General features: G+C 37.4%; 26 protein-coding genes. 16 read left to right on the top strand and 10 right to left on the bottom strand.

All coding sequences use genetic code 11. The features are described from left to right. The first annotated feature begins 7 nt into the window (after window positions 1–7). Together AC4PG0_RS03270 and AC4PG0_RS03265 are read left to right on the top strand one after the other, a co-directional pair. The gene (locus AC4PG0_RS03270) at window positions 8–928 is read left to right on the top strand and encodes a hypothetical protein (protein WP_003771281.1); all 921 of its coding nucleotides are present in this window, start codon (window positions 8–10) and stop codon (window positions 926–928) included. Continuing rightward, entirely contained in the window at window positions 925–1,776 is an 852-nt protein-coding gene (locus tag AC4PG0_RS03265; RefSeq protein WP_045553418.1) for an FUSC family protein, read from the top strand. The genes AC4PG0_RS03270 and AC4PG0_RS03265 overlap by 4 nt, the downstream gene beginning before the upstream one ends. A 43-nt stretch (window positions 1,777–1,819) precedes the next feature. Here AC4PG0_RS03265 and AC4PG0_RS03260 read toward each other — a convergent pair whose 3' ends face one another. The 3 genes from AC4PG0_RS03260 to AC4PG0_RS03250 all read right to left on the bottom strand — a co-directional run bounded on the left by AC4PG0_RS03260 (window position 1,820) and on the right by AC4PG0_RS03250 (window position 4,777). Further along, a complete protein-coding gene (locus AC4PG0_RS03260; RefSeq protein WP_492167437.1) occupies window positions 1,820–2,785 on the bottom strand; it encodes an LCP family glycopolymer transferase in 966 nt (321 codons plus the stop codon). 108 nt (window positions 2,786–2,893) lie between these two features. Further along, a complete protein-coding gene (gene rnjA, locus AC4PG0_RS03255) occupies window positions 2,894–4,561 on the bottom strand; it encodes a ribonuclease J1 (RefSeq protein ID WP_003722651.1) in 1,668 nt (555 codons plus the stop codon). A gap of 6 nt (window positions 4,562–4,567) precedes the next feature. Continuing rightward, complete coding sequence (locus AC4PG0_RS03250) at window positions 4,568–4,777, bottom strand: DNA-dependent RNA polymerase subunit epsilon (RefSeq protein WP_003722652.1); 210 nt, start codon at window positions 4,775–4,777, stop codon at window positions 4,568–4,570. 494 nt (window positions 4,778–5,271) lie between these two features. Here AC4PG0_RS03250 and AC4PG0_RS03245 point away from each other — a divergent pair, with 494 nt between their 5' ends. Then, window positions 5,272–6,042, top strand: a complete 771-nt coding sequence (locus AC4PG0_RS03245; RefSeq protein ID WP_003771285.1) for a Cof-type HAD-IIB family hydrolase — start codon at window positions 5,272–5,274, stop codon at window positions 6,040–6,042. Window positions 6,043–6,058: 16 nt separating this feature from the next. On the opposite strand, the gene AC4PG0_RS03240 is transcribed toward AC4PG0_RS03245, so the two are convergent. The 4 genes from AC4PG0_RS03240 to AC4PG0_RS03225 all read right to left on the bottom strand — a co-directional run bounded on the left by AC4PG0_RS03240 (window position 6,059) and on the right by AC4PG0_RS03225 (window position 8,827). After that, entirely contained in the window at window positions 6,059–6,862 is an 804-nt protein-coding gene (locus AC4PG0_RS03240; RefSeq protein WP_045554621.1) for a DUF817 domain-containing protein, read from the bottom strand. A 66-nt stretch (window positions 6,863–6,928) separates the two neighbouring features. Continuing rightward, window positions 6,929–7,510 (bottom strand): molybdenum cofactor guanylyltransferase, encoded by a 582-nt coding sequence (locus tag AC4PG0_RS03235; RefSeq protein WP_492167438.1) that lies wholly within the window; start codon window positions 7,508–7,510, stop codon window positions 6,929–6,931. Further along, window positions 7,491–8,153 (bottom strand): ATP-binding cassette domain-containing protein, encoded by a 663-nt coding sequence (locus tag AC4PG0_RS03230; protein WP_003771289.1) that lies wholly within the window; start codon window positions 8,151–8,153, stop codon window positions 7,491–7,493. Before AC4PG0_RS03230 ends, AC4PG0_RS03235 begins: the two co-directional genes overlap by 20 nt. 2 nt (window positions 8,154–8,155) lie before the next feature. Continuing rightward, window positions 8,156–8,827: a molybdate ABC transporter permease subunit gene (locus tag AC4PG0_RS03225; protein WP_003761575.1), complete on the bottom strand. Its 672-nt coding sequence runs from the start codon at window positions 8,825–8,827 to the stop codon at window positions 8,156–8,158. A gap of 107 nt (window positions 8,828–8,934) precedes the next feature. On the opposite strand from AC4PG0_RS03225, the gene modA reads away from it, so the two are divergent. The 7 genes from modA (at window position 8,935) to moaA (ending at window position 13,663) form a co-directional block, all read left to right on the top strand. Further along, entirely contained in the window at window positions 8,935–9,705 is a 771-nt protein-coding gene (gene modA / locus AC4PG0_RS03220; protein WP_492167439.1) for a molybdate ABC transporter substrate-binding protein, read from the top strand. Window positions 9,706–9,799: 94 nt separating this feature from the next. Beyond that, window positions 9,800–11,023 (top strand): molybdopterin molybdotransferase MoeA, encoded by a 1,224-nt coding sequence (locus AC4PG0_RS03215; RefSeq protein WP_492167440.1) that lies wholly within the window; start codon window positions 9,800–9,802, stop codon window positions 11,021–11,023. Further along, the gene (mobB, locus tag AC4PG0_RS03210) at window positions 11,002–11,487 is read left to right on the top strand and encodes a molybdopterin-guanine dinucleotide biosynthesis protein B (RefSeq protein WP_492167441.1); all 486 of its coding nucleotides are present in this window, start codon (window positions 11,002–11,004) and stop codon (window positions 11,485–11,487) included. The genes AC4PG0_RS03215 and mobB overlap by 22 nt, the downstream gene beginning before the upstream one ends. Continuing rightward, window positions 11,484–11,906, top strand: a complete 423-nt coding sequence (locus AC4PG0_RS03205) for a molybdenum cofactor biosynthesis protein MoaE (RefSeq protein ID WP_003761585.1) — start codon at window positions 11,484–11,486, stop codon at window positions 11,904–11,906. The genes mobB and AC4PG0_RS03205 overlap by 4 nt, the downstream gene beginning before the upstream one ends. After that, window positions 11,890–12,138, top strand: coding sequence for a molybdopterin converting factor subunit 1 (moaD, locus tag AC4PG0_RS03200; protein ID WP_003761587.1), 249 nt, complete (start codon window positions 11,890–11,892; stop codon window positions 12,136–12,138). Before AC4PG0_RS03205 ends, moaD begins: the two co-directional genes overlap by 17 nt. 12 nt (window positions 12,139–12,150) lie before the next feature. Then, on the top strand, window positions 12,151–12,633 hold the full coding sequence (gene moaC, locus AC4PG0_RS03195) for a cyclic pyranopterin monophosphate synthase MoaC (RefSeq protein ID WP_003761589.1): 483 nt from the start codon (window positions 12,151–12,153) through the stop codon (window positions 12,631–12,633). Between the two features lie 28 nt (window positions 12,634–12,661). Beyond that, window positions 12,662–13,663: a GTP 3',8-cyclase MoaA gene (gene moaA, locus AC4PG0_RS03190; protein WP_045554627.1), complete on the top strand. Its 1,002-nt coding sequence runs from the start codon at window positions 12,662–12,664 to the stop codon at window positions 13,661–13,663. A 32-nt stretch (window positions 13,664–13,695) separates the two neighbouring features. Here moaA and AC4PG0_RS03185 read toward each other — a convergent pair whose 3' ends face one another. Together AC4PG0_RS03185 and AC4PG0_RS03180 are read right to left on the bottom strand one after the other, a co-directional pair. Further along, a complete protein-coding gene (locus tag AC4PG0_RS03185; protein ID WP_003761595.1) occupies window positions 13,696–14,184 on the bottom strand; it encodes a MogA/MoaB family molybdenum cofactor biosynthesis protein in 489 nt (162 codons plus the stop codon). A gap of 11 nt (window positions 14,185–14,195) precedes the next feature. Next, complete coding sequence (locus AC4PG0_RS03180) at window positions 14,196–15,194, bottom strand: ThiF family adenylyltransferase (protein ID WP_492167442.1); 999 nt, start codon at window positions 15,192–15,194, stop codon at window positions 14,196–14,198. A 136-nt stretch (window positions 15,195–15,330) separates the two neighbouring features. Between AC4PG0_RS03180 and AC4PG0_RS03175 the strand changes: the two genes are divergently transcribed. Continuing rightward, window positions 15,331–15,882 carry a flavin reductase family protein gene (locus AC4PG0_RS03175; RefSeq protein ID WP_003761597.1) on the top strand — a complete coding sequence of 184 codons (552 nt, stop codon included), beginning with the start codon at window positions 15,331–15,333 and terminating at the stop codon, window positions 15,880–15,882. A 46-nt stretch (window positions 15,883–15,928) separates the two neighbouring features. Here AC4PG0_RS03175 and def read toward each other — a convergent pair whose 3' ends face one another. Beyond that, window positions 15,929–16,480 carry a peptide deformylase gene (gene def / locus AC4PG0_RS03170; RefSeq protein ID WP_003761600.1) on the bottom strand — a complete coding sequence of 184 codons (552 nt, stop codon included), beginning with the start codon at window positions 16,478–16,480 and terminating at the stop codon, window positions 15,929–15,931. 833 nt (window positions 16,481–17,313) lie between these two features. Here def and pdhA point away from each other — a divergent pair. From pdhA to AC4PG0_RS03145, 5 genes are all read left to right on the top strand, one after another. Then, window positions 17,314–18,429: a pyruvate dehydrogenase (acetyl-transferring) E1 component subunit alpha gene (gene pdhA, locus AC4PG0_RS03165; protein WP_003727023.1), complete on the top strand. Its 1,116-nt coding sequence runs from the start codon at window positions 17,314–17,316 to the stop codon at window positions 18,427–18,429. Between the two features lie 2 nt (window positions 18,430–18,431). Then, entirely contained in the window at window positions 18,432–19,409 is a 978-nt protein-coding gene (locus tag AC4PG0_RS03160; RefSeq protein WP_003722680.1) for an alpha-ketoacid dehydrogenase subunit beta, read from the top strand. Window positions 19,410–19,519: 110 nt separating this feature from the next. After that, the gene (locus AC4PG0_RS03155; protein WP_003730099.1) at window positions 19,520–21,154 is read left to right on the top strand and encodes a dihydrolipoyllysine-residue acetyltransferase; all 1,635 of its coding nucleotides are present in this window, start codon (window positions 19,520–19,522) and stop codon (window positions 21,152–21,154) included. A gap of 4 nt (window positions 21,155–21,158) precedes the next feature. Then, the gene (gene lpdA / locus AC4PG0_RS03150; RefSeq protein WP_003727021.1) at window positions 21,159–22,562 is read left to right on the top strand and encodes a dihydrolipoyl dehydrogenase; all 1,404 of its coding nucleotides are present in this window, start codon (window positions 21,159–21,161) and stop codon (window positions 22,560–22,562) included. 186 nt (window positions 22,563–22,748) lie between these two features. After that, entirely contained in the window at window positions 22,749–23,060 is a 312-nt protein-coding gene (locus AC4PG0_RS03145; RefSeq protein WP_003725567.1) for a hypothetical protein, read from the top strand. Window positions 23,061–23,169 lie beyond the last annotated feature (109 nt).

The raw sequence follows: 23,169 nt of genomic DNA, 5'->3' as shown, positions 1-23,169 counted from the left end.
GGAACTGATGAAAAAATTTTTGCTAGATAAAATTGGGGCGCGAGGATTAATTCAAATGTTGCAAGCATTTATTTATGCAAGTATTTGTGTTATTGTTCATACTGTTATTTTTCCTGATTTGGCTGGAGTTTTACCTATTGTTGTTTTAATAGGGATTATTTCCATGCAACCTACATATGGGATTACTCGAAAAGTCATTCCTCAAATTGCGATAGCTTTTACGTTAGCGTGCGCATTCGTTATTATCAGTACTTACTTTTTTCCAATCAATGTATATATTTATTATTTTGTAATGTTAATTGTTATTTTAATAGTGAATTTTACGATGCCGCAAAAATACATGGTGATGACGCTAGCAATTGGAACAGCACTTTATTTTCTTGGGACAGAAGACTTACCAATGCCGCTTTACGTAATGGTGATAGTAGCACTCGTTGATGTATTTGTATTTTTTATTTTAGTAAGACTCGTTGTAAGGTACGTCCATTTGCCGCTTGAAAAAACTGTCCAGACGATTATGAAGCAATTAATGGGACTATTTGATAAAGAAATGGAAAGCGTTTTTAAAAATAACGGGAAATTTGTATCGAAACCACTGTATAGCATTTTTGTACAGTCGCAAATGTTTATTAAAGAATATGGCACTAGTAAAAATATGAATCCGCGTCATGTGGAAATTTATCAAGCGTTACTGCCGAATTATTTACAGCTCTTTTTTCATATGCAAACGCTTGAGGATATTGGTAGGGTAGGTTTGTCGGAAGAAGCAAAAAAAGCGCTAGCCACAATAAATGTCGAAGTTTCAACTGAGATTAATGCCAAAGAAACAAACCCAGTTGCTTCTTTTCACGTGAAAAAATTCGTTGAAAACTTTCTAGCTATAAAAAAAGGAATGGCTGAATTAGCTGAAGGAGGGGACAAGAAATGAAAAAAATTTCAATGAAAGAGCGCCTTGCTCTTGATCCCCGCGTTGCTAAAGTCTTAATTAGTATTACAATAGCTATTTTGCTTTTCCCGGTAATGGGCGATTGGATTGTTTATCCGACATATGTCTTTAATGCCATTTATATCACTGCTCAAATGACAAAAGGGGCAACATATAAATCTAGTATTGAACGTATTGTTGGGACGATAGTTGGTGGGTTACTTGCAGCGTTTGTATATCTTTTAGTACCAAACCATCACTATATTATGATTCCAATTGGCGCGGCGCTTGCTGTTGCGCTGAGCTATCTTTTCACTAAAAAATTCACGATGGTTATTGTTGTTATTACGGTGATGGTATTAGTTGGTAAAGGAGACGGGGAGCCAATTGTCTTTTTAAGAGATCGCTTATTTGATACGATGATCGGCCTAGCGATTGGTTTTCTTGTTTATGCGCTTTATCCACGGAAAAAAGCTAAAAAATTAAATCAAGTTTTCATCTCTAAGGAAAAAGACCTACTGGCAAACATTAAAGCGCTAGAGATTAATTCTGAAGATGCTAAAGCGCTCGCACCGAAGATTAAAGGCTTATGGAAGCAATTAATTGAACTACGAAAAACGCGAGAACAAATTATTACTGATAGTAGTTTTGTTGGAGATGTAAATTCAGAGGAACCAATGCTCCAATTTACCATATTAGTTGAACGGGCGATTAACAATATTGAAATCCTTTATCATGTGACTTTAGATAAAGAGGTAGAACCTGATTATGAAATTGTCTTTGATTATCATCAACAAGCGTGCAAAAAGGTAATTAATGAAATGGAAACCTTGATTACGAAGCATCAATAAAAAAGATGACTGAAGCTTAATGGGCCTCAGTCATCTTTTATTTTTATTCGTTTATATCTAAACTCTTCTTAAACATGTTAATTACACGTTCTAAGTCGGTTTCATCTGGTGCAAAATAATATAAATCGAATCCGTATGACTCACTATAAATCATTTCTCCTTCACCTTTAAGCTCTTGCGAATCAACGTTTTTAAGAACGGAAGAATAATTGGTAGCCATAGAAGTAATATCTGTAAGCGTCATATTAGTTTGGAAATTATCTCCAACAGCTTTCATGATGCTTTCGAAATTGGATACGCCTGATGAACTTATAACTTTATTCGCGATACCGATAATAACGTCGCGTTGTCTATCTTGACGACCAAAGTCACCGCGAGGATCTTCGTGACGAATACGGACATATTGTAAAGCGTCCGTCCCATTTAAAGTAATATTTCCTTTTACAAATTTGCTATTTACTTCTGTTAAATCAATGTCGTTATAAACTGTAATACCACCAACTGCGTCAACAAGGTCTTTAAAGCCTTCCATATTGATAGAAATAAAATAATCTACCGGAACACCTGGCATTAGTTTTTCAACTGCTGAAACGGTTCCTGAAGGGCCTCCGTTCGAATAGGAAGCATTGATTTTTCCAATATCGCCATTTCCATAATCTACTTTTGTATCACGAGGGATGCTGACCATTTCGACAGCGTTTTGTTGTTTATTGGCTGTTGCAAGGATAATTGTATCTGCTCGACCATTCGTTTCACCGGGGCGAGCATCAGAACCCATAAGTAATACGGAAAAAGGTTTTTTCTTATCTAAATCACTTGTTGTTTTATTACTTGTTTCTAAAGGAACATTTATTTTTGTAAAAGTATTTTGAACGGTGATGTAATACTTCGCTGCCAAACCTGTAATGGAGAAAAAGAGAATTCCTAAAAGTGTAACGCTAGCAATTTTCATAACTTTAGTAAAAGTGGACGGTTTTTTTTGCTTCGTTTCTGTCCTAGTTTCTGTCATAAAATTTTCCTCGTCTTTCTTATTTAGTTTGTTTAAACATACCATCGTCTTTCTGAGAAATCAACAAAAAACGATAAATGATTTTGAAACCATTTATCGTCTTTAAAACTATACTTCCATGATTATAGGTAAAATCATTGGACGTCGTTTTGTTTTTTCGTACAAGAAAGGTTGCAAAGTATCTGTAATTTCGTTCTTGATTTCAGACCATTGCGTTGTTTTTTGCTCCATTACTTTATTTAAGTGACGTGTAAGAAGACCTTGAGCTTCTCCGATTAAATTACCGGATTCACGCATATAAATAAATCCGCGAGAAATGATGTCAGGACCAGCCATGACACGTGAGTTTTTCATATCAATTGAAACGACGACAATAACAAGTCCTTCTTCAGAAAGAATGCGACGATCGCGCAGGACGATATTACCAATATCCCCAATTCCGCTACCATCAATATAGACACTAGCTGCATGGATTTTACCAGCAACATGAGCTGTCTCACTTGTTAACGCAAGGACATCACCGTTTGCCATAATGAAACTATTTTCTTCTGGTACGCCACACTCTTCGGCAGATTCAGCATGAATTTTTTGCATTCTGAATTCACCGTGAATTGGCATAAAGAATTTAGGTTTCATAAGACGTAGCATAAGTTTTTGCTCTTGTTGACCACCGTGACCAGAAGTATGGATATTATTTACTTTACCATGAATAACTTCTGCACCAGCTTGATAAAGTAAATTGATTGTGCGGTTAACACTTGTCGTATTACCAGGAATAGGGGAAGACGAGAAGACTACCGTATCACCTGGTTGAATTTGGATTTGACGGTGAGTACCATTAGCAATTCTTGAAAGAGCAGCCATTGGTTCACCTTGACTTCCTGTACAAAGGATCGTCACATTTCCTGCTGGTGTTTTATTAAGTTGATGCACATCAATAAATGTATCTTTTGGAGCTTGAATATAACCTAATTGCTTACCGATTTCCATAGCTGATTCCATACTACGACCGAAAACAGCGATTTTACGGCCAGTTTCGATAGAGGATTCAACTACTTGTTGTAAACGGTAAATATTGGATGCGAAGGTAGCGAAGATAATTCGTCCTTCAACGTCGCGGAAAATGTTTTTAATACTTTCACCAACGACGCGTTCACTCATTGTGAAATTTGGTACCTCAGCGTTTGTACTATCTGATAGTAAACAAAGGACGCCTTCTTTACCAATTTCAGCCATTTTTGTCAGGTTAGCAGGTTCACCAACTGGTGTGAAATCAAATTTGAAGTCACCAGTGTGAACGATGTTACCTGATGGAGTTTTGACAACAATACCATACGTATCAGGAATACTATGTGTTGTACGGAAGAATGAGATGCTAGTTTTTCTGAATTTAAAAACGTCATCTTCTTCATATTCATAAATTTTAGTTTGACGAAGCAAACCATGTTCTTCTAATTTGTTGCGAATAAGAGCACTCGCAAGCTTCCCAGCATAAATTGGGATATTAAGATCGCGAAGTAAGTAAGGAACGCCACCGATGTGATCTTCATGACCATGGGTGATAAAAAGTCCTTTAATCTTATCTTTATTTTTTACTAGATAACTGTAGTCAGGAATAACATAGTCAATCCCAAGAAGTTCGTCTTCTGGGAACTTGATTCCTGCATCAATTAAAATAATTTCGTCTTGAAATTGTACGCCATATGTGTTTTTACCGATTTCGCCTAGTCCACCGAGGGCGAAAACAGCTGTCTCATTATTTTTTACAAATTTCATATAGGCTTATTTTTCCCAGAGCGCGAAGTCTGGGTTTTCCTTTTCGTAAGCTAAGTGCGCGTCACTAATTTTTTCGACAAATTCGATGTGGAAAGGCTCATCTTTTAAAAGTTGGCGTACTTTTACTTCGCTTTCCGCTTCTACATATAAAGATTGTGTTTTTTCGCGTACGGGTGTTTCTGTAAGTGTTTCTTGATAAAATACTTTAAAAATCATGTTTTTCTCTCCTTAAATTTTAAGTTTAGTTTTTAAAAATAGATTCTCTGGTCGAAAATCTAATAATTATTCAGTAATAATTGGCTTGCTTTCAGTTGTGGACTTAGTAGCAAGCGGATATGGGTGCACGAGATACTAACAATTAGGCATAAAAAAGACAAAGAAAAATTACCACAGACTAATGTATAAAAATAGCTGTGCACGTATAACAATTTTCTTATCCGTTATAATTGCATACCTTTATTTTGGGAATTTGAAACAAATTTCCGAGTAAAAGATGTAATTATAAACTTTTTTTCACGTTCCATTGTTGTTCTATAAATGTTCATCCGATCTATATCCTTCTTTCTAATATACCATAAATCCAGATAATTGCTACTAGAAAGTATAATTAATTTTGCCAAAGCCCGACAGTTTGTGATTTTTTGGTCGCTTTCTGCTATAATTTAAGCTAAGTGATTTTAAAATGGATAGAGGATTGAGGCGTTTAATTGATGAGTAAAATTGTATTTTTCGATGTAGATGGTACGCTTGTAGGTGAAACAAAAGAAATTCCAGCTTCAGCAAAACAAGCGATTGCTAAATTGAAAGAAAATGGCGTTTATGTCGCTATTGCAACGGGTCGCGGCCCATTTATGTTAGATGAAATAAGAAAAGAACTAGATATTAATTCCTACATTTGTTATAACGGACAATATGTTATTTTTGAAGGGAAAGAAATCTACGCTAAACCATTACCAACCGAGTCATTAGAACGACTAATTACGGTGGCATCGGAGCATGAGCATCCAATTGTTTTTTCTGGAAAAGATTCCATGCGTGCGAATTTACCAGATCATGACCGAATTACAATCGGAATGAATTCTATTAAAAGAGATTACCCTAAAGTAGATGCTAATTATTACAAAGGTCGAGATATTTATCAGTGCTTACTGTTTTGTGATGAGTCGTATGATGCTTATTACCGCAAAGAATTTAAACAATATGGTTTCTTACGTTGGCATGATGTTTCAGTAGATGTTTGTCCAGCAGACGGTTCCAAGGCGGAAGGTATTAAGCAGATGATCAAAAAACTTGGCTTTTCGATGGAAGATACTTATGCATTTGGCGACGGACTTAACGACATCGCGATGCTACAAGCTGTTGGCACCGGTGTTGCAATGGGAAATGGTCGCGACGAAGTGAAAGCAGTTGCGGATTATGTTACTGACCATGTGGATGAAGATGGCGTTTATAAAGCGCTTCAGCATCTAAAACTAATTTAAATCAAAAGCGAGGCCACTATTTCAGTGTAGCCTCGCTTTTTGTTGTTATTTGCTCCTGTTCCCATTTCTGTTTAATGAATTTAAGTTGCGCGACGATAATAATACTAATAATCACAAGTAAGTACCAACTCGTTATTTTTGAGACATGCACTGGCCGCCAAGCAACAAGCTGATCAGGATACGCCCAAGCACCGTAAAAACTAGCAATATTTTCCGCGAGATAGATAAAAAATGCAATACACAAAAATGAAAAAGATAAAGGCATTTTGAGCTGAGTAGCGCTAACTTTAAAATAAACATATGTTTTTCGGAATAGTAGGAGAACTAAAATAATCAAAATCCACCGAAAATCCATTATAAAATGGTGCGTGAAAAAATTGGCGTAAATCGCTATGCAAAGACTACTTACTAACCAAATATTTGGCCAATTTGTCATTTTAAGATCAAATCTCTTCCAGGCCTGACAAATATAACTTGCCACGCTTGAATACATAAATCCGCTATACAGTGGTACGCCGAAGAGTTTCATTAAACCAGGTTCTGGATAACTCCAAGATCCCATATGTACTTTATAAATTTCAAGCCCCAGACCAATCAAGTGAAAAATCATGATAACTTTAAGTTCATCCCAAGTTTCTAACCCAAACTTTATCAGGACAATTTGTGTGACGAGGCAAATGATTAAAAGTAAGTCATAGCGCGCAATAAAAGGAATTTCAATTAGTTTTGTAAGGGCGAGTGAAATGAAAATAATGCCCGGAAAAAGACAACAAAGTGCTTGTTTCCAAGTAAATACCCACAGTAAGCGAAAAAATTTCATAAAAAAACCTCTCTCATGCTTTTCTCTAGTTTACCAAACATAACTAAAGAAAAGCATAAGAAAAGGTTAAAAAAGTTCATTTTGGCGGTTGATATTCCTAAATGGTGCTTCATTTTCAAATTCTAACGGCTTAGTTTGTAGTTTTTCAAGTAAGCCGCGAACACGATGTTGTTCTTTTTGCAATAAATTATGTAAGATTTCACGCGAGTAGGGAATGTTCAAAACCAAATAGTGATTTTCCTCTGCTGTTTTTGCAAAGTGATTTGGAAATGCAGCTAATCGACTAATTTCGCTGGAAGTTAAAAAAGGCATATCGACAGGAAGTATCAGGTAGTTAGCTTCGGGGTAGGCATTTTTATGAGTCATGATAGCGTAAATTCCACCAAGCGGCCCGAAATCTTTATATGCAAGTTGGTCGGGAATAATTTGAATAGATGAGTCCTCATAAAAAAGCGCAACTAATTTTTGATAATTTTCTTGATTTGCGGATACAAAAACCATTTCGCAAAATGGTTTCAATTTATTAACAGTGAGCTCCACCCATGTTTTCCCAGTCGCCTCATTCTGGAAAAGGGCTTTTGACTTGCCAAAACGGCTAGACTTCCCACCAGCTAATACAATACCCACATTAACTTTTGCGTTTTTCAAGTCGACCATCTCTCATAACTAAAATTTCTTCCGTCATCATTTCTGCTTCCGAGGCATAATGCGTTACAAAAATAACTGGTATATGGAAATCTTTGGCCATCTGACCAACTAATTTCATACAAATTAAACGTGTTTCTTCATCTAGCCCGTTGAAAGGTTCATCAAGTAACAGTAATTTCGGCTCAGTAATCATCGCTCGTGCCATCGCAACCCGTTGTTTCTCACCGCCAGAAAGTTTTTGAACAGAAGAATATAGTAGGTGCGAAATTTGCAGATAATCACTCATTTTTCTTACTTGTTGTTGGATTTCTGCTTGTTCTTTTTTCTTCTTTTTTTTCACTTTTAAGCCAAACGCGATATTTTCATAAACATTCATATTTGGAAATAAAGCTAGATTTTGGAATAAGTAACCGACTTTTCGTTCCGTTACTGGAAGGTGTAAGGAAATATTCGAATCATCCCACGGTGTCCCATCAAACTCGATAATCCCGCCGTCGATGCTCTTTAATCCACTCACGCATTGGAATAACGTTGATTTTCCAGAACCACTTGCGCCCATCATCGCAGTTACTGGTTTTTCAAACGTATAATCAATATTTAAATCATGAAAAGGAAGTTTTTTATGAAATTGTAATCTCAGCATAATTACATCCCCCTCGTTAAATTACTTTGGCGTACGGTCAAAACATGAATGACAAGTAGCGCAAATACGCCGATAATGACGTTAATTAGTCCAAGGTAAATCGCAGTACGCATGTCGCCTTGTTGAACCATAAAATAGATGCTTGAAGCTATTGTATCGGTTTTTCCTTCTATGTATCCGGCCACCATCAAACTTGCGCCAAATTCACCCATCGCCCGGCAAAAACTAAGCAAAACTCCTGCTAAAATTGGTTGCCAGCAGTTCGGTAAAATAATTTTTGTGAAAATCTGTTTTTTATTCGCTGAAAGAGTCTCTGCTGCCCATACAAGTTCGTGATCAATCGATAAAAATGCTGATTTAAGCCCTTGATACATAATTGGTAAAATAATAATCGTCGTCGCAACGATAGCACCACTAAGGGAAAAGATAAAACTAAAATCAAATGTATCCCAAAGCACACCACCAATAAAATCATTGCGGCCAAGCACATTCAGTAATACTAAACCGACCACAGTTGGCGGTAAAACAAGCGGAAGTAAAATTAAAATCTCCACAAGTAACTGAAAGCGTGATTTTCGACCAGCAAAATAATAACTCAGTGGTAACATCGTCATAAATGCGAGAAACGTAGAAATTGTGGCAACAAGTAGTGTATGCCAAACAGATGTAAACATAAAACTCCTCCTGAATAACCCTCTAGTACTTCTATTATTATCGTTCTCTCTGGTATAAAATGTCAAACTTAAGTACAATGTAACTAAATAAAAAAGGGGGATGAACGATGAAAAAAATAGCGTTACTTATAAGCTGCTTATTCTTATTACTTGTGGGTGCCTGCGCGAATACCCCAGAGAAAATAAAAACAACAACTATACATATTTCAGCAGCGGCAAGCTTAAAAGATACGATGGATGACGTAAAACCACTTTTCGAAAAAGCATATCCATCTATTAAATTATCTTTTGACTTTGGTGGTTCTGGTCAAATTCGTGAACGCGTGGAAAGTGGTGCGCCAATTGATGGTGTCCTTTTAGCAAGTAAAAAAGATGCAGATACGTTAAGTAAACAAAAATTAGCCGAGAACATGAAAGAATTTGCCGGAAATGACCTTGTGTTAATTGAACCGAAAAATGCTGATCAGAAGGAAGAATTAAGTTTAGAACAATTACTGGATAATGCCGATAAAATTGCCATTGGAGATCCGGAATCTGTCCCAGCAGGCGCTTATGCTAAGCAAACACTTGAAAATTTAAATCTTTATAATACTGAAAAAGCAAAACTCGTTCTTGCGACAGATGTTCGCCAAGTTTTATCATATGTCGAAGCGGGAAATGCAGATGCTGGCTTCGTTTACCAAACGGATGCGATTTTAAGTAAAAAAGTACAAGTGAAAGCGAAAATTGATGCAAAACTTCATGACCCAATTGCCTACTATAGCGCACAAGTAACTGATTCAGAGAAAAAAGAACCTACCACAACATTCCTCGACTTTATGAATAAATCAGAAGCACAAAAAATACTTGAAAAATACGGATTTAAAGCAGCGGATTAATTAGAAGTCGCTTTACTTTTTAAAACGGTAAAACTCCTGTATATTGGTACTAAAGAAAACGCATACATGATTTATAGAAGGGAAGTGCGCCCAGATGATTGAAAAAAGAAACACCATTAGAATGGAACAAGCGAGAGAAGTATTATGTAACCAAATAACGCATCTTCCAGTCGAACGAAAAAACGTCACGGAAGCGTTAAATCAAGTTTTACAAGAACCGATTTTTGCGCCGTTTCCCGCGCCGTATTTTAGACGTTCTGGTTATGATGGGTTTGCAATTACAGAAGAAGATGACGGTAATTATCCGATTACTTTACATGTCGTAGCAGAGGTTCCTTGTGGTAAAACATATGATAAACCACTAAAACCAGGCGAAACAGTGAGGATCATGACAGGAGCAAAAGTACCTGATAACGCCTCAAAAATTATTATGCTCGAACAATCAAGAGAAGCTGAAAATAAAAATGATATTGTTCTTATAAATACGCAAAAATCTAGTAATATTACGGAAATCGGTGCCGAATTTGCGAAAGGTGATTTGCTCCTAGACCGCGGACACACTTTAAATGCAGGCTCGATAAGTTTACTATCATCATTTGGTATTTCGGAAGTCCAAGTAATTAGAAAGCCAAAAGTTGCTATTTTATCTACAGGAAGTGAACTTGTTCCTGCTGGAAATTCGCTTCCGGATGGCAAAATTTATAATAGTAATCAACCACTACTTGAAAATCTTCTAACAGTGCACCATGCAGAAATCTGCGCGGCTGAACAACTACCAGATAACTATGAAGATACAAAAGCCCGTTTATTTGAGCTGACGGAAATTGCGGACTTAATTGTCACTACTGGTGGTGTTTCAGTTGGAGATTATGATTTTATGGCGGATATTGCAAAACATGAGGCCGAATTACTTTTTAATAAAATTCAAATGAGACCTGGTAGTCCGACTACTGGAATGTGGTTGAATAAGACACTTATTATCGCGCTTTCGGGTAACCCTGGTGCATGTTTCACAGGTTTTTATTTATTAGTAGAACCCGTACTCGCAACCTTTATGGGAAAAGATAATACGGCAACTACTAAAGTCTGCGCAAAAATGGCGAGCGATTACACGAAGAATAATGGCTTTGACCGATTTTTACGAGGAACCTATCATCTATCAGAAGAAGGAGAGTATTTGGTTGAATTGGTAGGAAGTGATATGTCGAGTGCGCTAGGAAACCTTCATTTAACAACCTGTTTATTTAAAATTCCACGCGGTAAGGTTGGAAAATATCAAGGAGAAGAGGTCGAAGCATGGCTACTATCCTCCAAATAATCGGTTTTAAAAATAGCGGAAAAACAACCTTGCTTAACGCGCTAATTCGGGCTAGCCGCAAAGAAAATTATACGGTTTCTGCCATTAAACACGATGCGCATGACTTTTCTGTTGATCACGCTGGAACAGATTCGTATTCTTTTCGAGAAAGTGGTGCGGAAGCTGTTGTGATTGCGAATTCTAGACAATATGCTGTCATGGAACAAACTGGCATCGATTTAAAAACTGCCATCCAAAAACTACCGGACTCAGATATTGTTCTCATAGAAGGCTATAAAGAAGGACCTTTTCCAAAAATCATTTTAATTCGAGAAAAAGCAGAAATCGAGCTTTTAAAAAATAGCAAAGCCGTTCATAAAATCGCTACGCACAATCCAGCTTTAAAAGAAGAGGCAATTTTTATCGGAGAAGAAGAAGCTTTAAACATGTTTGCTGAAACGTTAATCAAGGAGTTTTTACAATGAAATATGTAGCTTTACAACACGAAAAAATTGAAATCGGACCACTTTCTGAAAAACTAATCAATAAAAATCACGGCGGAATTAATCTGTTTGTCGGCACAATTCGCGAATGGACTGGCGATATTCAAACAGAAGAAATTCGCTACACTGCTTATGAAGCAATGGCGTTAAAAGAGTTAAATAAATTAGCCACAGAAGTAGAAACTAAGTGGGGTGCAGATGTAGTCATCGTCCACCGATTAGGACTTTTAGAAATAACTGATATAGCAGTGTTTATCGGCGTATCAACACCACACCGGGCTGCTTGTTATGAAGGATCCAGATATATTATTGAACGTTTAAAAGAACGAGTACCAATATGGAAAGAAGAAAAAGATGTCGATCAAATAAGGTGGGGTGGCATAGATGCTCACAACGGTTAAGTTTTTCGCTTTTTTAGCTGAGAAAACAAAGCAAACAGAAGTAAAGTTAAATTTACAGCAATGCGAAACAGTTGGTGAAGTTCGGGAAGTCATTAGTAGTGAATTTCCTGAAATCGCTGTGGATTTGGCAACGTGTATGTTGGCAGTTAATATGGAATTTCAACACGATCAAGATATTTTGCCAAATGAAATAACAGAAATCGCGGTAATTCCACCAGTTAGCGGTGGATAAGGAGGATACTAGATGGATAAAGACGATTTAACCCATTTTAATGATGAAAAACGTGCGAAAATGGTCGATGTCACGAGCAAATCAGAAACGAAACGACGTGCAATCGCTAGAGCTACCATACATATGAACGAAGAAACCTTAGCGCGTATTCATGCTGGTAAAATTGCTAAAGGAGACGTTTTGGCTGTTGCACAAGTGGCTGGCATCATGGCCGCGAAAAAAACGAGCGAACTTATCCCGATGTGTCATCCAATCATGACAACCAAAGCCGATATTTCTTTTGATGATGATGGAAAGACGGCATTAACGATCACATCAGAAGTAGTGACTGTTGGAAAAACAGGGGTAGAAATGGAAGCACTGACCGCAGTTACCGTTGCGGCATTAACAATTTATGATATGTGTAAAGCAATGGATAAAGGGATGCAAATAGAAAAAACATATTTAGTCGAAAAAACAGGTGGAAAAAGCGGGACATTTAAAGCAGAAGCGTAACTATTTTGTAGGATAGGAGTTTTGTTTTATGCAATTATTAAAGGATAAATTTGGGCGGGTACACGATTACATTCGGATTTCAGTAACAGATCGATGCAATTTAAGGTGTGTGTATTGTATGCCCGAAGAAGGCCTGACATTTTTGCCTCATGAAAAAGTACTATCCAAAGATGAAATTGTCAGTTTTATGGAGTTAATGGTGAAATTTGGCATCAAAAAAGTTCGCATCACGGGAGGAGAGCCATTACTTAGAACCGATATTGTGGAAATTGTTCGTGGGCTTGGAGCAATTCCTGAGATAGAAGATATTTCGATTACAACGAATGCGATGTATTTGGCGAAAAAAGCAGAGGCCTTGAAAGAAGCAGGATTAACCCGTGTTAATATTAGTTTGGATTCCTTGCATGCAGATCGTTTTCAAGCAATTACACGTGGCGGCCGTTTGCAAAAAGTACTCGATGGTATTCAAAAAGCCGAAGAAGTTGGGCTATTCCCAATTAAACTAAATGTTGTTTTAATCAAAGGGCAAAACGACGACGAAATAACGGATTTCCTTCAATTTACAAAAGATAAAGACATTAATATTCGCTTTATTGAATATATGCCGATTGGTCATGCGGGTACGAGTTGGAAAGAAAAGTATTTGCCACTAGATACTATTTTTAAAGCGTGTGATGATGCTAGTTTCGAATATGAACCAGTTGATACTATTCGCGGAAATGGTCCTTCTGAAAACTTCCGAATTAAAGGAGCGAAAGGAACATTTGGTGTAATACATCCAGTTAGCTCGCATTTTTGTGATAGCTGTAACCGATTGCGACTCACGGCAGATGGCTATATTAAAGCCTGTTTGTACTGGGATGAGGAAATGAATATTCGTCCATTTATACATGAACCAGTAAAATTAATGCAACTTGTCCAAAAAGCAATTGATAATAAACCAGAAAATCATGAAATGGCATTGAAATTACAAGATGAAGTTCAATCTAATAAACCAACTTGGCGACGTATGAGCCAAATTGGTGGATAAATAAAACCATCCGGCCCGCGAGCCGGATGGTTTTATTTTTGTCGTTCCGCTATTAAATGCGGCAATTCAGGTATAATTAATTTTTCCGTAGCGAGTCTCGAAGCATTACTTGACCCCGGTAAGGCAAAAATCAGCAAACCGCTCTCTGAAAAACCTGCAAAAGCACGAGACACCATCGCGCGACTACCAACTTCCTCGTAACTAAGCATTCGAAAAATTTCTCCAAAACCAGGAATTTCTTGCTGAATAGTTGCGAATAAAGCTTCATAAGTAACATCGCGCTTAGCAATTCCCGTACCGCCATTTGTAATTAAACAAAAGGAACCGTTAGCTGCTAATTTGTCCATTTCCTGTTTTATACGAGGGGCGTCGTCAGGAACAATAACTCGTGTAATCACTTGGTGTCCCGCAGCCTCTAACAAAGATTGAATCAGTTTGCCGCTCGTATCGGTTTCTAAATTCCTTGTATCACTAATCGTCAAAATACTACAAGTTACCTTAATAAACGTTTTTTGCTCCATAACTTCCTCCCTTAATTAAAAAATAGTTGGTATATTTTCTTTGCTTCCGCTAAATTTTCAGTTCCGTGCAGTAAAACTCGACCATTTTTAAAAATAACAAATTGATATTTTTCATAATTAAAACTTAGTAAAGCTGGATTTTCCGTATAAAGCATTTTTTGTTCCGCTAATCGTTGTTTTATTTCGCGGAAGTTACTTTTATTTTGGAGGTGAAACTGTACGGTATCTCGTCCACAAAGTGCGATAGTTTGCTTAGAAAAGGGTACTTCCGAACGTACTTTTTCAGGTGAGCAGCCTGTGCAGTGAGGGCGTTTTTTGACAGCTAGTGATTGGAAATTCAACTGCCAATTATCTATTTGATAGTATGTATTTGCAGTGAAATCAGGGTTTAAAATCATTTGTGTAAGTAACGAGACTTGCATTCCTGCGACAATCGGAATGAGCGCGCCATCAACTCCAACAATATTGCAACTTGCAGCATTTGTTTGGGGAATATCACCAAGCAAACAGTGTAAACAAGCAGAGTCAGGAGGGATAATCGGCATAAGATTAGCATAATTTCCCGCACAAGAAGTAAAAATCCAAGGAATTTGATGGATAAAACAAAATTGGTTTAAAAAATCGCGAGTCATAAAATTATCCGTACAATCAAGTATGTAATCAATTTTCTTAGCAAAAGTGGTTAAACTTGTCATATTCGCATCGTCAACAATATATTCCACTTCAATCTCGCTATTAATTAACAATAGTGCTTTCTGAGCTGCATACGCTTTTGCTTGTTTCTCGAGCGCATCTAGTTCTGTATAAAGTGATTGTCGTTGTAAATTACTTAATTCTACATAATCGCGGTCAATTAAAATTAATTTCCCAAAACCCATGCGCGCACAAATTTCCGCCGCGTAGGAACCAATTGCCCCAACACCAACAATCAGAATCGTTTTCGAAAGCAATTTCTCTTGACCGATTTTACCTATATTTGCGACTCGCATTTGTCTATCATAACGTTCCAAGTTTTCCACCTTCTTTCCTATTTATCTTACCAGAAAATCACTGCAAGAAGCTATCTACGAGGTTCCGATTTATTCTTGTAATTCCACTTCACGAACTTTATAATAGAAAGAAAATTAAAACCTAGAGGTGCTAACTATGAAAAAGAAACTAGACACAACCAAATTTTACCCTGCTTATCCAGTTTTTCTATTAACTTACTTAAACGAACTAGGAGAAGCGCAAATGTCAACGGGATCATCATCGTATACACTTGGAGATACTTTAGTCATTGGTATATCTGCCGAAAGTAACGCGAGCAACTATTTAAAACCGGGAGAGAAATTCGCCGTGAATTTTCCGACCACTAAACAGTTCGATTTAATTGAACAAGGTGGCTTTTCATCCGGAAAGCGTATCGATAAAGTAAAAGAATACCAGATTGAGCTAACCAAAAGTGAAAGCGGAGCACTATACATAGATTCATGCCCGATTATTTTTGAATGTACGGTAGGTCAAACGATTAGAGATGCTGACTATCATACTGTTTTTGCTAAAATTGACACACGTTTAATGGAGGAAACTTTAATTGATACAGCTGGTAATTTCGTACATGATGAACTAGACTTAGTTCTTTTTTCAGGCGATGCTTATGAACGTAAATTTCGCAAGTTAGATATAAAAATAGAAAAAGTTGGCGGACATTTATAAAATAAAAACCCCACAGGATATAGATTCCTGCGGGGTTTTATTCATTTCATCCAAATACATCCACATCAGGTGGCAAGTAAGATGGATTTTCTTTATTAATATGGTCATAAAACATAACGCCATTCAAATGATCAATTTCATGTTGCACAACAATTGCTGGATAGCCTTTAAAACGGAGCTTAAGTGGCGTACCATTTTCATCAAAGGCATCAATTGTCACTCGTTCACTACGTACAACATAACCAGGAACTTCACGGTCAACGGAAAGGCAACCTTCTCCACCAGAAAGACAAGCTTGTTGTACAGAATGGCTACGAATTTTTGGATTATAAAGCACATAACTATAAAGACGATCTTTTTCATCGTGTACATGGATAGCTAGGAAACGTTTTGTTACAGCTAGTTGTGGAGCCGCAATTCCAACACCACCACGCAAACCGTATTTTTCTGCTAACTCTTCATCCTGACTATTAATTAGAAACTCGAGCATATCGTGCCCTAATTTTTTTTCTTCATCTGAAAGCGGGAAAGTCACTTCTGTTGCAACTTCGCGAAGTGCTGGATGACCTTCTCGTACAATATCGTCCATTGTAAGCATGATTTGATTCTCTCCTGTTCTTTAATAACATATCCTTATTTTAACAAAAGAACGAAAAAAAAGGAATGAAATATTACTTTCCAAGAAAAAACCGTGTTTTTTTAGGACTAAAGGCATATTTGTTAAAAATAGCAAAGTTTAAATAACGAACATTTATAAATAAAATAGATATATTGTTCGTATAAACGAAACGGTGAAAAATTTTATAAGTTTGTGAATTCACAAACTAACAATATTTTATAAATAAAACGTCGAAATAGGTGTGATAATGCGAGAGTTGCAATATTATATAACAGTTTGCATCTGTTTTATCTTTTTTTAATACAGAACTGGAAAGCGAATGATTTAAGTTATAATGCCATTGTAAGCGATAAAATAATTAGAGATTAACTTATTGACTTCATAATCTTGGTAGTGTAAATTAAGAGAGAAGATTAGTGTATTAATAAAATTCTTGTTTTTGAGTAAAACAGAATTAACATTTTAAATAAAAGTAAAGTTCCTGTTTTTTTATGAAACATTGTGAAGGAATGAATGTTTTTTCACAAACTCTCTTAAAACCCATGTTTTCAATGAGGATTTTGTGGTAATAACTGGAGAGGCTGCGTAATTAGTTGATAGGAATTTAGAAAAAAGCTTCCGGAATCTGCTTCTTTCTATAGAACAACTTTTCTTTTTACTACGCTATTATAATTAATACACAATCAGGATGGCAGTTTTAAAAGAATTCATTTAGATGGGTAAATGACCGGACGAGCGTTACATAAAACGCATACCTAACTAATGAAGAATTTGAAACTGTACAATGTGAATGACGAAAGGGTGGATACGAAATGGCTTCTAAAACAAAGAAGGCTATTATCGACGTAAAGAAACAATTTGAGGCTGTTCATAAACAATTTGAATTAGTTCAAATTCTAAATGAAAAAGGAGAAATCGTAAATCCAGATTTAATGCCGGATTTAACTGATGACGAGTTAGTAGAATTAATGACTCGCATGGTTTGGACTCGTGTACTTGACCAACGTTCTATTTCACTTAACCGTCAAGGACGTCTAGGTTTCTATGCTCCAACTGCTGGACAAGAAGCTTCCCAACTTGCAAGTCACTATGCACTTGAAAAACATGACTATATTCTTCCAGGTTACCGTGATGTGCCTCAACTTATCTGGCACGGACTTCCACTTACAAAAGCGTTCCTTTTCTCTCGTGGACACTTTGTAGGTAACCAATTCCCTGAAGATTTAAATGTATTATCACCACAAATCATCATCGGTGCACAAATCGTGCAAGCTGCCGGTGTTGCTCTAGGTCTTAAAAAACGTAAAAAAGACGCTGTTGTAATCACTTATACAGGTGACGGTGGTTCTTCACAAGGTGACTTCTATGAAGGAATGAACTTTGCGGGTGCTTACCATGCTCCAGCAATCTTCGTAGTACAAAATAACAAATTCGCGATTTCTACACCTCGTGAAAAACAATCAGCTGCTGAAACATTAGCTCAAAAAGCAGTTGCAGCCGGAATCCCAGGCGTACAAGTAGACGGAATGGATCCACTTGCAGTATATGCTGTAACTAAATTCGCTCGTGAACGTGCAGTTGCTGGTGAAGGCCCAACATTAATCGAAACGATGACTTACCGTTATGGTCCACATACACTTTCTGGTGATGATCCAACTCGTTACCGTACAAAAGAACTTGACGGAGAATGGGAACTTAAAGATCCAATCGTTCGCTTCCGTACTTTCTTAGAAGGTAAAGGCCTTTGGAACGAAGAAAAAGAAAATGCTGTTATCGATCAAGCTAAAGAAGAAATCAAAGTAGCAATTAAAGAAGCAGACGCTACACCAAAACAAACTGTAACTGATCTTCTTAAAAATATGTACGAAACACCAACTGCTCCTATCAAAGAGCAACTGGCAATCTATGAAGCGAAGGAGTCGAAATAATCATGGCGCAAAAAACAATGATTCAAGCGATTACAGATGCGCTTGCAGTAGAACTTGAAAAAGACGAAAACGTATTAGTTTTTGGGGAAGATGTTGGTAAAAACGGCGGCGTATTCCGTGCAACAGAAGGATTACAAGAAAAATTTGGCGAAGATCGTGTATTCGATACTCCTCTAGCAGAATCTGGTATCGGTGGTCTTGCTATCGGTCTTGCACTTGAAGGTTTCCGTCCAGTTCCAGAAATTCAATTCTTCGGTTTCGTATTTGAAGTAATGGATTCCGTTGCTGGTCAAATGGCTCGTATGCGTTACCGTACTGGCGGAACTCGTACTGCTCCAATTACAATTCGCGCACCTTTTGGTGGTGGAGTTCATACACCAGAAATGCACGCTGATAACTTAGAAGGATTAATGGCTCAATCTCCTGGTTTAAAAGTGGTAATTCCTTCCACTCCATACGATGCAAAAGGTCTTTTAATCTCAGCAATTCGTGATAACGATCCTGTTATTTTCTTAGAGCATATGAAATTATATCGTTCTTTCCGTGAAGAAGTTCCAGAAGGCGAATACACAGTAGAAATTGGTAAAGCAGCTGTTCGTCGTGAAGGTACTGATGTTTCTATCATCACTTACGGTGCAATGGTACAAGAATCAATGAAAGCAGCAGAAGCTCTTGAAAAAGATGGCGTATCTGTAGAAGTTATCGATTTACGTACAATTAGCCCAATTGATGTGGAAACAATCATTGCTTCCGTTAAGAAAACCAACCGTGCTGTAGTAGTTCAAGAAGCACAAAAACAAGCAGGTATTGCAGCTAATATCGTTGCAGAAATTAACGACCATGCAATCCTTTCTCTAGAAGCACCAGTTATGCGTGTTGCTGCTCCAGATAGCGTATTCCCGTTCTCTCAAGCAGAAACAGTTTGGTTACCAAATCATAACGATATCATTGAACGAGTAAAAGAAGTTATTGCATTTTAATTAATAATGACCGTTTTAAAACTTATGGGGAGTTTTAGAAGGGGAAAGAAATATTTTTATACTAAGGTTCAGTTTATCTGAACCTTAGAAATTACAGGAGGCTTAATAAAATGGCATATTCATTTAAATTACCGGATATCGGTGAAGGTATCCATGAAGGTGAAATCGTTAAATGGTTTGTACAACCAGGCGATAAGATTGAAGAAGATGAATCCCTATTTGAAGTACAAAACGACAAATCAGTGGAAGAAATCACTTCTCCAGTTTCAGGAACAATTAAAGAAATCAAAGTTGCTGAAGGTACAGTTGCTACAGTTGGACAAGTACTAGTAACATTTGATGGCGTAGAAGGTCACGAAGACGACGCCGAAGAAGAAAGCGCAGCACCAAAAGCAGAATCCACAGAATCAACTCCTGCACCCGCACAAGCTAGCGGAAAAGGAATTTTTGAATTCAAATTACCAGATATTGGCGAAGGAATTCATGAAGGTGAAATTGTTAAATGGTTTATTCAACCGGGCGATAAAGTAGAAGAAGATCAGTCCATTTTTGAAGTGCAAAACGACAAATCTGTCGAAGAAATTACTTCTCCAGTAGATGGAACTGTTAAAGATATTTTAGTTAGCGAAGGAACAGTAGCAACAGTTGGTCAAGTATTAGTAACATTTGAAGGTGATTTTGAAGGAGAAGCTAGTCATGAATCTACTCCAGAATCCCCAGCAGAAGAAGCTGAACTTACAAACAACGATGCAACTTCCGCTCCAGCTACAGGTGGAAACGGAACTCCATCATCTAAAAAAGATCCTAATGGCCTTGTAATTGCAATGCCTTCTGTACGTAAATATGCTCGTGAAAAAGGCGTTAATATCGCTGAAGTAGCAGGCTCTGGGAAAAATAACCGCGTAGTTAAAGCTGATATCGATGCTTTCCTAAACGGCGAACAACCAGCTGCAGCAACAACTACTGCTCAAACAGAAGAAAAAGCAGCAGCACCAAAAGCAGAAAAAGCAGCTGCAAAACAACCAGTTGCAAGCTCCGATGCTTACCCAGAAACACGCGAAAAATTAACACCAACTCGTCGTGCGATTGCAAAAGCAATGGTAAACTCAAAACATACAGCACCACACGTTACTTTAATGGACGAAATCGAAGTAACTGCACTTATGGCTCACCGCAAACGTTTCAAAGAAGTAGCTGCCGAAAAAGGTATCAAACTTACTTTCTTACCTTATATGGTGAAAGCTCTTGTTGCAACGCTTCGTGACTTCCCAGTGCTTAACACAACTTTAGATGATGCAACTGAAGAACTTGTTTACAAACATTACTTCAACGTTGGTATCGCAGCAGATACAGATCACGGTTTATACGTGCCAGTAATCAAGAATGCTGACAAAAAATCCGTATTCCAAATTTCTGATGAAATCAACGAACTAGCTGGAAAAGCACGTGATGGTAAATTAACAGCTGACGAAATGCGCCACGGTTCCGCAACTATTTCTAATATTGGTTCTGCCGGCGGACAATGGTTCACTCCAGTAATTAATTACCCAGAAGTTGCTATCCTTGGTGTTGGTCGTATTGCTCAAAAACCTATCGTAAAAGATGGCGAAATTGTAGCAGCACCAGTACTAGCGCTTTCCTTGAGCTTTGACCACCGTGTAATTGACGGCGCGACTGCTCAAAAAGCAATGAACAATATTAAACGTTTATTAAACGACCCAGAATTATTACTAATGGAGGTGTAACAAAATGGTAGTAGGCGATTTTCCAGAAGAAAGAGACACCATAGTCATCGGTGCAGGCCCAGGTGGGTATGTAGCCGCAATCCGAGCTGCACAACTCGGACAAAAAGTTACCATTATTGAAAAAGAATATTACGGCGGTGTGTGCTTAAACGTTGGATGTATTCCTTCTAAAGCACTTATCACAATCGGTCACCGTTTTAAAGAAGCTGGACACTCTGATAACATGGGTATTACAGCGGACAACGTGAACTTAGATTTCACAAAAGCACAAGAATGGAAAGGCGGCGTAGTTAACAAGCTTACATCAGGTGTTAAAGGCCTTCTTAAGAAAAATAAAGTTGAAATGTTAGAAGGAGAAGCGTTCTTCGTGGATGATCATTCCCTGCGTGTGATCCACCCTGACTCCGCTCAAACTTATACATTCAATAACGTTATCATTGCAACAGGATCTCGTCCAATCGAAATCCCAGGTTTCAAATATGGTAAACGTGTATTAAGCTCAACTGGTGCGCTTGCACTAACAGAAGTTCCGAAAAAATTAGTCGTAATTGGCGGCGGATATATCGGAACAGAACTAGGTGGAGCATTCGCTAACCTTGGTACAGAACTAACTATCCTTGAAGGTGGTCCAGAAATCTTACCAACATACGAAAAAGACATGGTTTCCCTAGTTAAACGTAATCTGAAAAGCAAAAACGTTGAAATGGTTACTAAAGCACTTGCAAAATCTGCTGAAGAAACTGAAAACGGCGTTAAAGTAACTTATGAAGCTAACGGTGAAACAAAAACTATCGAAGCTGATTATGTTTTAGTAACAGTAGGTCGTCGTCCAAATACAGACGAAATCGGTTTAGAACAAGCTGGCGTTAAAGTAACAGAACGCGGTTTAGTAGAAGTTGACAAACAAGGTCGCTCTAACGTTTCTAACATTTTCGCAATTGGTGACATCGTTCCTGGTGTTCCTCTAGCTCACAAAGCTAGCTATGAAGCAAAAATCGCTGCTGAAGCAATTGCTGGCGAAAAAGCAGAAAACGATTATACAGCACTTCCAGCTGTTGTTTTCAGTGACCCAGAACTTGCAACAGTTGGTTTAACAGAAAAAGAAGCAAAAGAAAAAGGCTTTGATGTAAAAGCTGCTAAATTCCCATTCGGCGGTAACGGTCGTGCGCTTTCTTTAGATGCACCTGAAGGATTTGTTCGTCTAGTTACTCGTAAAGAAGATGGTCTAGTTATCGGTGCACAAGTTGCCGGAATGAACGCTTCTGATATTATTTCAGAAATCGGCTTAGCAATCGAATCAGGTATTACAGCTGAAGACATCGCGCTTACTATCCACGCTCATCCATCCCTTGGAGAGCTTACAATGGAAGCAGCTGAACTTGCTTTAGGTCGTCCAATTCACATGTAATCAACTTAAAGCGGAAGTATCCTTTACGGGTATTTCCGCTTTTTATCTATATAAATAAGTGCGTGATTTCACAAAAACTCTTTTAGTTCATTTTTTGAAATATTTAAAGTATCCGTTTTAGAAAAAAAGGAGTATAATGTAACAAGTGAACGTAACAAGTCAAATCTAATTGAATCAGGTGAAAAAATGGAGAAACAAACAGCAACTTGGAAGAAAGCTCTATTTTGGTTTGCGTATGTAGTAGCAGGAATTTGTTTTTTATTAACGATTGTGGCCTTTATTGTAGGATTTATTCATCACATGCATGATACAGGTGGATGGCGTTCCGTTATTCAAATTCTCGAAACTCCAATCACGGGCTTTGTAAAAATGACTGGTGGCTACATCGGTAAAGGAATCTTAGAAGTAATTATTCTTATTATCGTTAGCTATGTATTACCAATCTTCTTCTGTTTTGCAACGCATTATTTAAAAGTAAAACGACGTGAAATGGCTTAAAATAAGATTATTTTGTAAAAAGCAAAGCGAATGAGCATTGCTTTTTATTTATGCGGTCAAGTTATTTTATTTTTGCCGTAGAAGCATGCTAAAATAACAATAAGAGACT

The sequence above is a fragment of the Listeria sp. MAN/IMW/UF464 genome (assembly GCF_058683955.1).
This window is presented reverse-complemented; position numbering and strand designations above follow the sequence as displayed.

Bases quoted from the DNA above. Each gene is read 5' to 3' on its own strand.
- AC4PG0_RS03270 (WP_003771281.1), top strand. From the start codon at position 8: ATGAAAAAATTTTTGCTAGATAAAATTGGGGCGCGAGGATTAATTCAA.
- AC4PG0_RS03265 (WP_045553418.1), top strand. From the start codon at position 925: ATGAAAAAAATTTCAATGAAAGAGCGCCTTGCTCTTGATCCCCGCGTT.
- AC4PG0_RS03260 (WP_492167437.1), bottom strand. From the start codon at position 2,785: ATGACAGAAACTAGGACAGAAACGAAGCAAAAAAAACCGTCCACTTTT.
- rnjA (WP_003722651.1), bottom strand. From the start codon at position 4,561: ATGAAATTTGTAAAAAATAATGAGACAGCTGTTTTCGCCCTCGGTGGA.
- AC4PG0_RS03250 (WP_003722652.1), bottom strand. From the start codon at position 4,777: ATGATTTTTAAAGTATTTTATCAAGAAACACTTACAGAAACACCCGTA.
- AC4PG0_RS03245 (WP_003771285.1), top strand. From the start codon at position 5,272: ATGAGTAAAATTGTATTTTTCGATGTAGATGGTACGCTTGTAGGTGAA.
- AC4PG0_RS03240 (WP_045554621.1), bottom strand. From the start codon at position 6,862: ATGAAATTTTTTCGCTTACTGTGGGTATTTACTTGGAAACAAGCACTT.
- AC4PG0_RS03230 (WP_003771289.1), bottom strand. From the start codon at position 8,153: ATGCTGAGATTACAATTTCATAAAAAACTTCCTTTTCATGATTTAAAT.
- AC4PG0_RS03225 (WP_003761575.1), bottom strand. From the start codon at position 8,827: ATGTTTACATCTGTTTGGCATACACTACTTGTTGCCACAATTTCTACG.
- modA (WP_492167439.1), top strand. From the start codon at position 8,935: ATGAAAAAAATAGCGTTACTTATAAGCTGCTTATTCTTATTACTTGTG.
- AC4PG0_RS03215 (WP_492167440.1), top strand. From the start codon at position 9,800: ATGATTGAAAAAAGAAACACCATTAGAATGGAACAAGCGAGAGAAGTA.
- mobB (WP_492167441.1), top strand. From the start codon at position 11,002: ATGGCTACTATCCTCCAAATAATCGGTTTTAAAAATAGCGGAAAAACA.
- AC4PG0_RS03205 (WP_003761585.1), top strand. From the start codon at position 11,484: ATGAAATATGTAGCTTTACAACACGAAAAAATTGAAATCGGACCACTT.
- moaD (WP_003761587.1), top strand. From the start codon at position 11,890: ATGCTCACAACGGTTAAGTTTTTCGCTTTTTTAGCTGAGAAAACAAAG.
- moaC (WP_003761589.1), top strand. From the start codon at position 12,151: ATGGATAAAGACGATTTAACCCATTTTAATGATGAAAAACGTGCGAAA.
- moaA (WP_045554627.1), top strand. From the start codon at position 12,662: ATGCAATTATTAAAGGATAAATTTGGGCGGGTACACGATTACATTCGG.
- AC4PG0_RS03185 (WP_003761595.1), bottom strand. From the start codon at position 14,184: ATGGAGCAAAAAACGTTTATTAAGGTAACTTGTAGTATTTTGACGATT.
- AC4PG0_RS03175 (WP_003761597.1), top strand. From the start codon at position 15,331: ATGAAAAAGAAACTAGACACAACCAAATTTTACCCTGCTTATCCAGTT.
- def (WP_003761600.1), bottom strand. From the start codon at position 16,480: ATGCTTACAATGGACGATATTGTACGAGAAGGTCATCCAGCACTTCGC.
- pdhA (WP_003727023.1), top strand. From the start codon at position 17,314: ATGGCTTCTAAAACAAAGAAGGCTATTATCGACGTAAAGAAACAATTT.
- AC4PG0_RS03160 (WP_003722680.1), top strand. From the start codon at position 18,432: ATGGCGCAAAAAACAATGATTCAAGCGATTACAGATGCGCTTGCAGTA.
- AC4PG0_RS03155 (WP_003730099.1), top strand. From the start codon at position 19,520: ATGGCATATTCATTTAAATTACCGGATATCGGTGAAGGTATCCATGAA.
- lpdA (WP_003727021.1), top strand. From the start codon at position 21,159: ATGGTAGTAGGCGATTTTCCAGAAGAAAGAGACACCATAGTCATCGGT.
- AC4PG0_RS03145 (WP_003725567.1), top strand. From the start codon at position 22,749: ATGGAGAAACAAACAGCAACTTGGAAGAAAGCTCTATTTTGGTTTGCG.